This window comes from Amycolatopsis sp. VS8301801F10 (assembly GCF_046195355.1).
Classification (GTDB): Bacteria; Actinomycetota; Actinomycetes; order Mycobacteriales; family Pseudonocardiaceae; genus Amycolatopsis.
In genome coordinates this window covers 1,648,833-1,660,226 of sequence record NZ_CP176065.1, presented here as the reverse complement: position 1 = coordinate 1,660,226, position 11,394 = coordinate 1,648,833, and the positions used below count along the sequence as shown (strand labels likewise).

13 protein-coding genes are annotated in these 11,394 nt (G+C 69.2%); 2 read left to right on the top strand and 11 right to left on the bottom strand.

Annotated features, from left to right (window positions below; genetic code table 11):
• Window positions 1-5: 5 nt before the first annotated feature.
• The 3 genes from F9C11_RS08005 to F9C11_RS07995 are packed head-to-tail and all read right to left on the bottom strand — an operon-like array spanning window position 6 to window position 2,829.
• Complete coding sequence (locus tag F9C11_RS08005) at window positions 6-827, bottom strand: ATP-binding cassette domain-containing protein (RefSeq protein ID WP_409184248.1); 822 nt, start codon at window positions 825-827, stop codon at window positions 6-8.
• Window positions 824-1,813, bottom strand: coding sequence for an ABC transporter permease (locus F9C11_RS08000; protein WP_409184247.1), 990 nt, complete (start codon window positions 1,811-1,813; stop codon window positions 824-826). The genes F9C11_RS08005 and F9C11_RS08000 overlap by 4 nt, the downstream gene beginning before the upstream one ends.
• On the bottom strand, window positions 1,810-2,829 hold the full coding sequence (locus tag F9C11_RS07995; RefSeq protein WP_409184246.1) for a substrate-binding domain-containing protein: 1,020 nt from the start codon (window positions 2,827-2,829) through the stop codon (window positions 1,810-1,812). The genes F9C11_RS08000 and F9C11_RS07995 overlap by 4 nt, the downstream gene beginning before the upstream one ends.
• Before the next feature lie 131 nt (window positions 2,830-2,960).
• Between F9C11_RS07995 and F9C11_RS07990 the strand changes: the two genes are divergently transcribed.
• Both F9C11_RS07990 and F9C11_RS07985 read left to right on the top strand, forming a co-directional pair.
• Complete coding sequence (locus F9C11_RS07990) at window positions 2,961-3,983, top strand: LacI family DNA-binding transcriptional regulator (protein ID WP_409184245.1); 1,023 nt, start codon at window positions 2,961-2,963, stop codon at window positions 3,981-3,983.
• A gap of 133 nt (window positions 3,984-4,116) precedes the next feature.
• Complete coding sequence (locus F9C11_RS07985; protein WP_409184244.1) at window positions 4,117-4,983, top strand: LacI family DNA-binding transcriptional regulator; 867 nt, start codon at window positions 4,117-4,119, stop codon at window positions 4,981-4,983.
• 4 nt (window positions 4,984-4,987) lie between these two features.
• On the opposite strand, the gene F9C11_RS07980 is transcribed toward F9C11_RS07985, so the two are convergent.
• From F9C11_RS07980 to pyrE, 8 genes are all read right to left on the bottom strand, one after another.
• A complete protein-coding gene (locus F9C11_RS07980) occupies window positions 4,988-5,953 on the bottom strand; it encodes a glycoside hydrolase family 76 protein (protein WP_409186842.1) in 966 nt (321 codons plus the stop codon).
• A 1,568-nt stretch (window positions 5,954-7,521) separates the two neighbouring features.
• Window positions 7,522-8,181, bottom strand: coding sequence for a TrmH family RNA methyltransferase (locus F9C11_RS07975; protein ID WP_409184243.1), 660 nt, complete (start codon window positions 8,179-8,181; stop codon window positions 7,522-7,524).
• Between the two features lie 16 nt (window positions 8,182-8,197).
• A complete protein-coding gene (locus tag F9C11_RS07970; RefSeq protein ID WP_409184242.1) occupies window positions 8,198-8,596 on the bottom strand; it encodes a DUF2784 domain-containing protein in 399 nt (132 codons plus the stop codon).
• A gap of 380 nt (window positions 8,597-8,976) precedes the next feature.
• A complete protein-coding gene (locus tag F9C11_RS07965) occupies window positions 8,977-9,279 on the bottom strand; it encodes a hypothetical protein (RefSeq protein WP_409184241.1) in 303 nt (100 codons plus the stop codon).
• Entirely contained in the window at window positions 9,276-9,638 is a 363-nt protein-coding gene (locus F9C11_RS07960; protein ID WP_409184240.1) for an Asp23/Gls24 family envelope stress response protein, read from the bottom strand. Before F9C11_RS07960 ends, F9C11_RS07965 begins: the two co-directional genes overlap by 4 nt.
• Window positions 9,635-10,192, bottom strand: a complete 558-nt coding sequence (locus F9C11_RS07955; protein WP_409184239.1) for an Asp23/Gls24 family envelope stress response protein — start codon at window positions 10,190-10,192, stop codon at window positions 9,635-9,637. The genes F9C11_RS07960 and F9C11_RS07955 overlap by 4 nt, the downstream gene beginning before the upstream one ends.
• Window positions 10,183-10,737, bottom strand: coding sequence for an RNA polymerase sigma factor (locus F9C11_RS07950; RefSeq protein ID WP_409184238.1), 555 nt, complete (start codon window positions 10,735-10,737; stop codon window positions 10,183-10,185). Before F9C11_RS07950 ends, F9C11_RS07955 begins: the two co-directional genes overlap by 10 nt.
• Window positions 10,738-10,829: 92 nt before the next feature.
• The gene (pyrE, locus tag F9C11_RS07945; RefSeq protein ID WP_409184237.1) at window positions 10,830-11,393 is read right to left on the bottom strand and encodes an orotate phosphoribosyltransferase; all 564 of its coding nucleotides are present in this window, start codon (window positions 11,391-11,393) and stop codon (window positions 10,830-10,832) included.
• Window position 11,394 lies beyond the last annotated feature (1 nt).

Here is an 11,394-nt window from a genome sequence, read left to right as displayed (position 1 = left end):
GCACGTCAGGTCAACCCGGCGTGCGTGGTGGACGCGACCTCGACGACTTCGCCGTTCTCGTCGAGCTTCAACGCACCGGTGAGCAGGCCGACCACCTGGTTCATGCTGTGCGTCTTCGGCGACACCACGGCGACGCGCTTGCCGAGCCGGTGCACGTGGATCCGGTCGGCGATTTCGAAGACGTGCGGCATGTTGTGGCTGATCAGCACCACCGGCAGGCCGCGGTCGCGGATCCGGCCGATCAGCTCCAGCACCTTCGCGGATTCCGCGACACCCAGCGCGGCCGTCGGCTCGTCCATGATCACCGCTTTGCGGCCGAACGCCGCCGCGCGCGCCACCGCGACGCCTTGCCGCTGCCCGCCGGACAGCGTTTCCACCAGCTGGGTAATGGATTTGACCTTGATGCCGAGGTCGTCCAGGATCCGCTGCGCTTCGGTGCGCATGGTCGCGGTGTCGAGCTTGCGCAACCCGATGCCGAACGGTCCCTTGAGCCGCTTTTCCCGGCCGAGGAACATGTTCGACGCGATGTCCAGCGCCGGCGCGACGGCCAGATCCTGGTACACCGTCTCGATTCCGTAATGCCGGGCGTCCAAAGGGGACTTGAAGTGGACTGTCTTTCCGTCCACTTTGATCTCTCCGGCGTCCGGCACCACCGCGCCGGACAACGCCTTGATGAGACTGGACTTTCCGGCCCCGTTGTCTCCGACCACGGCGAGCACTTCGCCCGGGTAGAGGTCGAAATCGGCACCGTCGATGGCGGTGACCCGGCCGTAGCGCTTGACCAGGCCGCGCGCGGAAAGGGTGGGCTGCTGCTGCGTAGTGGTCATGACTGCTGCTGCCTCCGTGCGATCCGGTCCACGACTACCGCGGCGATCAGCAGCGCGCCGGTCGCCAGGTCCTGGTAGTTGCCGTCCACGCCCATCTGCGTCAGTCCCGAGCGCAGCACCGCGACGACCAGCGCGCCGAACAGCGTGCCCAGCACCGAACCGCGTCCGCCGAACAGGCTCGTGCCGCCCAGCACCACCGCGGTGATCGAGTCGAGGTTGCCGAGCTGGAACTGGTTCGGGTCGGCGTTCGGCGTGCGGCCGAGCGCCTGCCACGCGGCGATGCCGAAGCACAGCCCGGCGACGAGGTAGACCGACAGCACGGTGCGGTTGACCTTGATCCCGGACAGCCGCGCGGATTCCGGCGCGTTGCCGACGGCGTAAACGTGCTTGCCCCACGCGGTTTTCGTGAGCGCGTACCAGACAGCGAGGAACATGAGCAACGCGAGCGTCATGCCGTAGGTGATCGGGATGCCGCCGAAGAGGTAGCGCTTCGTGCCGAGCCAGGTGAGCAGCCCGTCGGACACCGGGACTGCCTGGCCGCCCGCGATCAGCTTCGCCACCGCGGTCAGGCCGGTGAACGTGCCGAGCGTGATGATGAAGGCGGGCAGCTTGATCCGGGTCGCGAGGGTGCCGATGAACAGGCCGACCACGACGGTCAGCACGACCCCGGCCAGCAGTGCGAAGAAAACGTTCGTGACCGAGGCGAGCTTGGCCATCACCAGCGTCGCCACGACCATCGACGACGCGTTGGAAAGGTCGATGCCCGCGATCAGGATGATCAGCGTCTGGCCGAGCGCGAGCGTGCCGACTACCAGCGATTGCTGGACCACTGTGGACAGATTGTCCAGGTCGAAAAAGGTGTCCGTGGCGAAGGAAAACACCAGGACCGCTACGACCAGCGCCAGCGCGGGGCCGACTGCCGGGGCGCGGAGGAAGAACTCGCCGAGCGTTTCGCGCTCGCGGTTGTTGACCGTCGCGCTCGTCATTTCCCGCCTCCCCAGCAGTTCTGCAGGCCCCACGCGGTGTCCTTGCTCGGAACTCCCGGCATCGGGTGGTCGGTGATCGCGGTCGAACCGGTGTTCACGAACCCGCTCGGCTTCTTGCCGGTCTTCGCGTACTCGACCGCCGCGAGCACGCCCTGTTCGGCCATCTTCCGCGGGAACTGCATCACGGTGACGGCGAACTGGCCGTTCTTGACGTTCTGCACGCCCTCGCAGCCGCCGTCGATCGAGCCGACGGTGAGCTGAGCGTTGAGGCCGCGCGCTTTCAGAGCCGCGTACGCGCCGCGGCCCATCGGCTCGTTCATCGTGTACACCGCGTTGAGATCGGTAGTCCGCTGCAGGAGGTTCTCCATGCCCTGCTGAGCGAGGCTCTGGTCGCCGTTGGCGTTGGTGTGGCCCTTGATCTCCGGCGCGCCGTCCTTGAGCCCGATGCCCTTGAGGAACCCGCCGTGCCGCTGGGTGTCGACCGAACTGCCCGCGGTTCCGTCGACCATCAGGAGCTTGGGAGCCGCGCCCTTCAGCGCCGCCTTGACGTACGCGCCCTGCTGCTCGCCCGCCGCGAAGTTGTCGGTGGCGAAGGTGGCGTCGACCGCGTCCGGCGGTTCGGTGGCGGTGTCGAGGGCGATCACCAGGATGCCGGCGTCGCGGGCGTCCTTGATCGCCTTGAGCACGCCGGTGGACGAACTCGGCGTGATCAGGATGGTGTTGACGCCCTGCTGCATCAGGTTCTCGATGGCGCGCACCTGGCCGTCGTTGTCGCCGTCGAACTGCCCGGCGAGCGCGCTGAACTCAGCGCCATTGGCCTTGGCCGCGGCGGCCGCGGCACTGCGCAGTTCGACGAAGTACGGGTTGGTGTCCGTCTTCGTGACGAGGCCGACCTTGGCCTTGCCGCTGCCGCCGGTTTTGGAGCTGCCGCCCCAGTGGCGTTCGACGGTGCACCCGGTGGCGGAGACCGCGACAGCGGCCGCCAAAGCGAGTGCGGTGAGACTCCGGTGTCTCATGGAGATGCCCTCCGAATCGAGGTGCGAGCTTGCCGATGGACCGGAAGGTAGACAGACTCTGTGCTAGACGCAAGCGTTTGCGCAAACGCTTGCCAACGCTCCTGGTTTCGCTCTCCCGGTGAAGGACTGACATGCCGCGACCTCGCTCGACCCGCCCGACCCAGCGCGACATCGCCGAAATGGCGGGGGTCTCGATCACGACGGTGTCGCACGTCGTCAACGGCACACGGGCGGTGGCCGAGGAAACGAAAGCCGCGGTGCTGCGGGCGATCGAGACCACCGGGTACACCGGCGACGCGATCGCGCGTTCGCTGGTCACCGGGGGTACGCGCTCGATCGGGATGGCGATCTCGCTGGTCGCGAACCCGTATTTCGCGGCACTGATGCACGCGATCGAGCGGGAGGCGTCGGCAAATGGATACACCGTGCTGCTGGCGGACACGCACGACACCGCGGGCACCGAACGGGACGTGGTGCGCGCGCTGCGGTCGCGGCGGGTCGACGGCCTGCTGATCACGCCCGCGCCCGGCGACGGGTCGGTGCTGGGCGAACTGGTGTCGCTGGACGTGCCGACCGTGCTGATGGACCGGCTCACCACCCGGACCGACATCGACCAGGTCGGCGCGGAGAACATCCAGGCGACCTCGGCGCTGACCGCGCATCTGGCGTCGCTGGGCCACCGCCGGATCGGGATGATCTCCGGCGCGCCGGGCCTCACGACGAGCGACGAACGCGTGCTGGGCTACCGGCTCGGCCTCGGCCGGTCGGGGTTGAGCTGGTCGCCGGACTTGGTGGCGTGTGGACAGTCCTCTCGCGACGGTGGCGGCTTGGCGTTGAGCACGCTGCTGGCGCTGCCGGATCCGCCGACCGCGCTGGTGGTGGCCAACGACAGCATGATGGTCGGCGTCCTGCACGAGGCGCGGCGGCGGGGTTTGCGGATCGGCAAGGACCTGCCGGTGGTGGTGTACGACGACGTCGAATGGGCCGACCTCGTGGACCCGCCGCTGACGACCATGGCCCAGCCGATCGACGAGATCGGCAGGCGAGCGGTGCAGCTGCTGCTGGCCCGGCTGGCGGATCCCGGACGGCCCGCCGAGACTGTGCGGTTGCCGCCGACGTTGCGGCACCGGGCTTCGTGCGGGTGCGGGTCTTGACTGCCCCGCGTAACCAGGCCCGCGGCCGTTCACTCACCTCAGTGATTCTCAAGACCCGATCGTCTCGGACCCTCTCTGGTGCGGCCCGACAGTGGCTACTGTTGGGTAGGTACCGACGACGAGGGCCGGGAAAATGACCGTTCTGGCGCCGGAGGTCCCCCACTGGGACCTGCCGGTCACCCATCGGTTCGGGGTGGCATTGGGGAGGCACGCCAGCCCGTACCACGACCAGCTGCTGCGTGCGATCCGCGGCGCTGCCGCACGCGCGGGTTGCGACCTGCTGCTGGCCGACACCAGCGACTGCCCGCGCGCGGAAGCCGAAGTGCTGCGCGCACTGCAGGCGGATCGGGTGGACGGCGTCCTTCTGGTGCCCGCCCCCGGTGACGAGGCCGTCGTGAACGGACTCGTGCGCGCCGGCGTGCCGACGGTGCTGGTCGACCGGATCGCCGGACGCAACGACGTCGACCAGGTCGGGTCGGAGAACTTCCAGGCGATGTCCGCGCTGGTGGAACATTTGGCCGCGCGCCGGCACCGGCGGATCGCGTTGATCACCGGCACCGAGGGAACGACGGTGAGCGAAGAACGCGCCCTGGGCTACCGCCTTGGCCTGGGCCGAGCCGGACTGCGCTACCACCCGGAACTGGTCGCCTCCGGCCAATCCACCGCGGGCGGCGCGGCCCGAGCCGCCGCCAAACTCCTGGACGGCTGGCCTTCCCCGACGGCCTTGGTGGTCGCCGGGGAGGCAATGCTGATCGGAGTGCAGTGGGAAGCACACCGCCGAGGGATCCGGATCGGGTCGGAGCTGGCGGTCGTCGGCTACGGCGACATGGACTGGGCGCGCACGGTTTCGCCCGGCGTAACGACGATGGCGCAACCGATCTCGGAAATCGGCCGCCGAGCGGTGCAGCTGCTGCTGGCGCGCTGCCGCGAGCCGGAACGCCGGCCGGAGTCCGTGCGCCTCGCGCCGCGCTTCTTGCACCGCGCTTCGTGCGGCTGCTGAGTTTCTAGAGCGTGGCGGCGGCTTCCAGCAGCATCCACCCTCCAATTTGGACAGATAGATCCCGCTCTGCCTTGCCAGGCGGTGTCGTTGCTGGCTTATCCCAGTACGCACTGAACAGCGGTCCGGTTTTCTCTTGTGCCGCCCCGTTCCAGCACGCTTCCGCGGATTCTTGCACCAGTCTCTTCGCCGTCTCCGCTTCCGGCGTTGGCAGCTTCTTCGCCGCGAGCGCCAGGTACCGGGCGGCGATCGCCGAGAAGAGGCCGCCGTCGCCACCGTCCGAACCGGGGAGAATCCCTTGCGGTGCCAGGTGCTTCTCGACCGCCCGAATGGTGCGGGCCGCGTCTTCCCAACGGGACTGCTCGAGGCAGGCACCGAGGTAAACGCCTTGGCAGTACGAGAAAATATGCTTGACTACTTCGCCGGTGTCCGCCCGGATCCCGTCCCAGACAAGGCCGGTCTCCGGGTCGACCAGAGTGTCGGTGAGCCATCGCGTCATGGCCCCGGCGCGTTCTTGATCACCCATACGAGCGTGAAAGATAGCGGCAGGGCCGTTTGCGGGGGTATTCTTGAAGGAGTCGCCTCGCCGCCACCAGATTCCCCCGCCAAGGTCTTCTGTCCAGCCTTCGTGCAGCCGTTTGTCGATAGCCTCCATTGCTTCGTCCACTGTGGATAGTCCGGTCTGGCGTACTCGCTGCAACGCTAGTCCTAGCCAGGCTATGTCGTCGTAGTAGTCGTTGACCCAAGAGCCGAAGTTGCGCCGGTGCACCGTCGCGATGAAGCGGTTGATCAGCCGCGCGCGCTCGTTGGCGGGTTGACGGAGTTGTGCGTCGACAAGGCTGTCGAGGAGGTGGGCTTGCCACCAGTAGTTCCAATGCCAGTGAAGCCGCTGGCTCACGGTAGGCGGCCAACCACTACGACCGAGGACGGTGCCAGGGAGAGCCCACAGGCGACGGAGATGCCTGGCACACACCGCCCGCTCCGCTGCGGCGGCCCGTTCAGCTGCGGCAGTACGGTCGGTTGCTGTGGCACGGTCGGTTGCGGTAGCACGGTCGGCCGCGGCGGCCTGCTCAGCCTCGATGGCACGATCGGCCGCTGCGGCCCGTTCAGCCGCGGCAGCACGCTCAGCTGCAGCAGCACGACCGGCCGCAGTGGCACGCTCGATTGCTGACGCCCGCACAGCCGCGGCAGCACGGTCGGCTGCGGCGGCACGATCGGTTGCGGTGGCACGGTCGGCTGCTGCGCCCTGCTCAGCCGCAGCAGCACGGTCGGCTGCGGCAGCACGCTCGGCCGATGTGGCCTGCTCAGCCGCGGCAGCACGATCGGCCGCTGTAGCCTGCGCGGCTGCGGTGGCACGATCGGCCGCTGCGGCCCGCTCCGCCGCGGCACCACGATCGGCCGCAGCAGCACGCTCGACCGATGTCGCCCGCTCGGCTGCAGCACGCTCAGCCGCTGCAGCATGGTCGACCGCACCGGCCTGCTCGGTCGCGGCGGCTCGGTCGGCCGCGGTGGCACGCTCAACTGCGGCATCACGCTCGGCCGCGGCGGCACGGTCAGCTGGGCGGGTTGCACCGTTGGCTGAGTTTGTCGCGCCCTTGGCCGTCGCCGAACGCTCAGCGGGATCCACCACGCCCTCGGCCAGGTTCGCTGCGTCCCGGGCCGGGTTCGTCGCGCCTTCGGCAGCATTCGCCGAGCGCTCGGCCACCGCACGCTCAGCCGGACCCGCCGCATCTTCGGCCGCCTCTGCCGGACGAGCGGCCGCGTTACCTGCGGTCTTCGCCGGATTTGTCGCGCCCTCGATCGAGTTTGCCGCACGCTCAGCCGAGCCCACCGCGCCGTCGGCCGAGTTAGCCGCAGCTCCGGCCACCGGCGGGCTCTCAGCGGGATTCGCCACGCCCTCGGCCGGGTCCGCCGCACGATCTGCCGTGTTCGCCGCACGTTCGGCCGGGTCCGCCACGCGATCAGCCGCCGCGTCCTCGCCCGCCGTTACTGCATTCCTGGCTGGGTTCGCCGCGCCTTCGACAGCGTTCGCCGTGCGATCAGCCGCTGGACGCTCAGTCGGATCTGCCGCGCTCTGGGCTGCCTTTGCCGCGCGAGCGGGCGCGTTTCCCGCCTCCTCGGGCGGACCAGCCACGCCCTCGACCGTGTTTACCCCGCGATCAACCACCGCGTGGTCGGCCGGGCCTGCCGCGCTCTGGGCTGCCGTTGCCGCGCGAGCGGGCGCGCCGTCCGCCTCCTCGGCCGGATTTGCCGCGCCCTCGATCGGGTTCGTCGGGTGAGCAGCCGTCGTGCGATCGGTGGGATCGGCTGTGCGCGCCGGGTCCGGGTGGGATCCGTCGCCGTGTGCGGCGGGGTCGGCTGAATCGGCACTCATGAGGCGATTCTGCCTGCGCTGCGGGATACCTGCCTCTCCACGGCACTTCCCGGGAGAGTGACCATGAGGGGGCATCACCGCGGAATCACCAGGCCAGCGCTAAGTCTGGAGCGACGTGAGCGGCCATCGGGTCTCAACGGCGCAATACCCCGCCAGGGCGAGGGTGGTTACCAAGCCTGGGAGAGGTCCGCGTGTTGGCGGATCCATGCGTGCATCACGATGCCCGCCGCGACGCCTGCGTTGATTGATCTCGTGGTGCCGAACTGGGCGATGGACACCACTTTCGCCGAGTCCGTCTGTGCCGCCTCCGAAAGGCCCGGGCCTTCTTGGCCGAACAGCAGCAGGCATTTTCGCGGCAGCTCGGCGGTTTCCACCGGCTCGGCACCGGGCGTGTTGTCCACGGCTACCACCGTCAGGTCCTCGGCCGTGGCGAAATTCAGGAGGCTTGCGACGTCCTCGTGGTGGCGGAGGTGCTGGTAGCGGTCCGTGACCATGGCACCTCGGCGGTTCCAGCGGCGGCGGCCGACGATGTGCACTTCCGCGGCGGCGAAGGCGTTCGCGGTGCGGACCACGGTGCCGATGTTGTGGTCGTGCTGGAAGTTCTCGATCGCGACGTGGAACGGGTGCCGTCGGGTGTCCACATCGGACACGATGGCTTCGCGGCGCCAGTAGCGGTAGGCGTCGACCACGTTGCGGCGGTCGCCGTTGGCCAGGAGTTCGGGGTCGTAGCGCGGGTCGTCCGGCCAGATGCCTGGCCAGGGACCTACTCCGACCTCCTCGCGGTTCACCCACTCGGTGGGGCCCGCTTCGGGTTGTTCCGTCGTCACGAAGGACGATTGTCGCTCAGCCGAGGCTGACGCTGTGCGCCGGACTGTCGTCGTGGCGATGCCGCCACCGCAGGTACGCGCCCAGGTACGAGATCACCAGCACCGCCAGTGCCACCACGACCACCGCCGGCAGCAGCGAGCGCGGGATCACCGTGCCGTAGAGGTAATACGCGTTGAACCCGCCGGGCAGATCGCCCAAGCCCTGCTGATGCCGGAAGAAATCCTCCAGCGCGGTGAGCGGGCACGGAATCGGCGTCACATTGACCAGCACGCCCCACATCGCGAAGAAAATGTGCACGAAAATGACCTTCGGCCAGCGCCACGCGAGGAAGCCGCCGAAGCCGATGAAGAGCAGGGCGAGGACATGCACCGCCACGGTGACATCGGCGAGAACGTGCGCGACCGTCGTGTCCACCTTCGCCCCCTTCCCAGTGCACCTACCAGCGACGTTACTCCGATTACCCGCCCCCGGAGCGGGAAATAGGGGGACCTGATGTGATGTTCGACCCACCGGAGCAACGAGTTCACCCGGCAGGTAGCGGAGGGATCACTCCGGGTAGGAGGCTCCTCGAAATACCCCCGCGAGGGGACCCAACGCGCGGTGAGCGACCTCGTTCCGTGTCCGTCGAGGGGAGTGCGAATCGGCGGAGAAAGCGGGCGGAAAGGCGGAAGGAAGTGAACGGATACGGCGACGGCGGTCAAGCCACGCCCGGCCAGAGGGTGACCTCGCCGCTAGATGGGTCCGTTGCCTAGGGGTAAACCACATCCTCGAAGGCGAGCCGGGAAAGGCAGCGTTCAGCCAGTGAACGCAGCCCCGTCAATGTCCGTCACCACCAGGCGGATTCGCGCGTCCGCCCACTTCGTCCCCTCGAGCACCTTCCGCACCTGCGCCTCGGCAGCCGACAGCAACGGCGGCAGCGGCAATCGCAACGCCACCACCCGCACCTCCACCGACTCCGCGGTCAGATCCACCGACCCGCCAGCCGGATCGGTCGGGAGCCAGCTGATTTCCGCGGCGATGCTCGTCGCGGGGCGGAGGCCGTCGACCGTCGCCAGTGCGTCGGCCAGTCTGCCGGCCAGCGAACGCGAATCGGTCACCGCCGCCCCACTTCGATGTCCAAAATAGACACTCGGACGGCGTCCACTGGACGACCGGTCTGCGCGAGGACTTCCCGGAACACCGCTCGTTGCACGGCGCGGCCCACGGCGGCGGCTTGGTCCGCCCCCGAGATGACCACGTCGACCTCGACGGTCAGGCTGTCCTCGTGAGCGCGGACCCGGACGCCGTCCGCGGGAGCCGGTTCCAGGCCCTTCCAGCGGTGCCGGGCTTCGCGCGCCCAGGCGGTCGCCAGCCCGCGCAGGCCGGGTTCCAGGCGCACGACTCCGGCGGTTTCGGCGGCCGCGCGGGCGGCGACGCTCGCGATCACCGGCGCGGCGACCACGTATTCGGCGGTCATTCCCCGTCCTCGTACACGTCTTCCACCAGCAGATCCAGGCTGACCAGCGAAATACCCACCCGGGCAGTCGCGGCAGCGGTCACCAGTTCTCGTACGCGAGCCAACGTTTCCGCGCCGCCGGTGTTCCCGAGCCGCGCCGCAAGGGTGAGTTGGACCTCGACCTGGGCCGCGCCGGAAGCGTCGACGCCGACCTTTCGCACCCGGACCCGGCGGGCGCGGACGTTGCCCGCGGAGTCGGCGGCATACCGGAGCACGACCGCGACGGCCTGCTCGCTCACTTCGACGGAGCCCGGCTCAGCCGCGGAGAGATCGAGCATCTGGCCGCGGCGCACTTCCGCGCGGACGGCCGACATGATCCGGCCGAACAGGTCCGGCGGGGTCGGGTCGGGCTCGTCGATCAGCTCCTGCGTCGCCGAGCGCAGGGCCAGCAGGCTTTCCCGCGCGGTGCGGCAGTGGACGCACTCCGCCTGGTGGTCGTCGGCCTCGTCCAGATTCTCCCAGACCGTTTCCAGTTCCCGGCCGCATGGCAATTCGTAGTCCTGGTTCACCTCCACGGCTTCATCACCTCCGCCAGCTGCGCACGGGCCCGGGCAATCCGCCCCCGGACCGCGGTGGGGTTCGCGCCGACGATCTCGCTGATCTCGTCGTACGACCGGCCGTGCACCTCACGCAACAGCCAGCACGCCCGCTGCTGCGGGGTGAGCGTCTGAAGCGCCTCGTCGAGCGCCGCGAGCTGGCCGCTGACCTGCGCCGCGTGTTCGGGCTGAGTGTCGCGCCGCGGGGATTCGGCCAGGTCGAGGTCGACGTCGGCCTGCGGGCGGCGCGCCCGGATCACGTTGAGGCAGCGGTTGGTCGTTCCGCGGTACAGCCAGCCGACGAACGCGTTGTCGTCGTTCAGCTGTGCCAGCTTCCGCCACGCGCCGAGGAACGCTTCCTGCACTACGTCCTCGGCGTCGCCGCGGTGATGCAGCATTTTCAGGGCGAGCCGGAACATCGGGCCCTGATAACGCTGCACGAGCTCTTCGTACGCGCGCACGTCGCCGTCTCGCGCACGGCCGACGAGGGTGGCGTCGTCGAGCGGGACACTTGTCGTGGTCACGGCACCCCCTTCCGTCAGGGGGACACCGGGAGGCGGGCATTCGTCACGCACGCATTGTGAGTGACAGTGCTCACTCTCGCTCGCGCAAGCGCTCAGCTGAGCCCGAGGTCGTCCTTGTTCAGCAGGTACCGGTACTCGAGCCCGGCCTTCTCGATGGCTTCGCGCGCGCCGGTGTCGCGGTCGACGACCGTCGCCACGCCGACCACGGTGGCCCCGCCCTCGCGCAGCGCCTCGACCGCGGTGAGCACGCTGCCGCCGGTGGTGGAGGTGTCCTCGACGGCCAGCACCCGCTGCCCGCGCACCTCCACGCCCTCGATCCGGCGCTGCATCCCGTGTTCCTTGATCGCCTTGCGGACGACGAACGCGTCGAGCACCACGCCCTCGGCGGCGGCGGAGTGCAGCATCGCCAGCGCCACCGGGTCCGCGCCGAGGGTGAGCCCGCCGACGGCGACGTAGTCCCAGTCAGCGGTGAGCTGCCGCAGCAGCTTGCCGATCAGCGGGGCGGCCGCGTGCTGCAGCGTCGCCCGCCGGAGGTCGACGTAGTAGTCGGCTTCCTTGCCCGAGGCCAAGGTGACCTTGCCGTGCACGACGGCCAGTTCGCTGACCAGCCTGGCCAGTTCGAGTTTCGCAGTTTGATCCAACCCGGGGTACGCCACG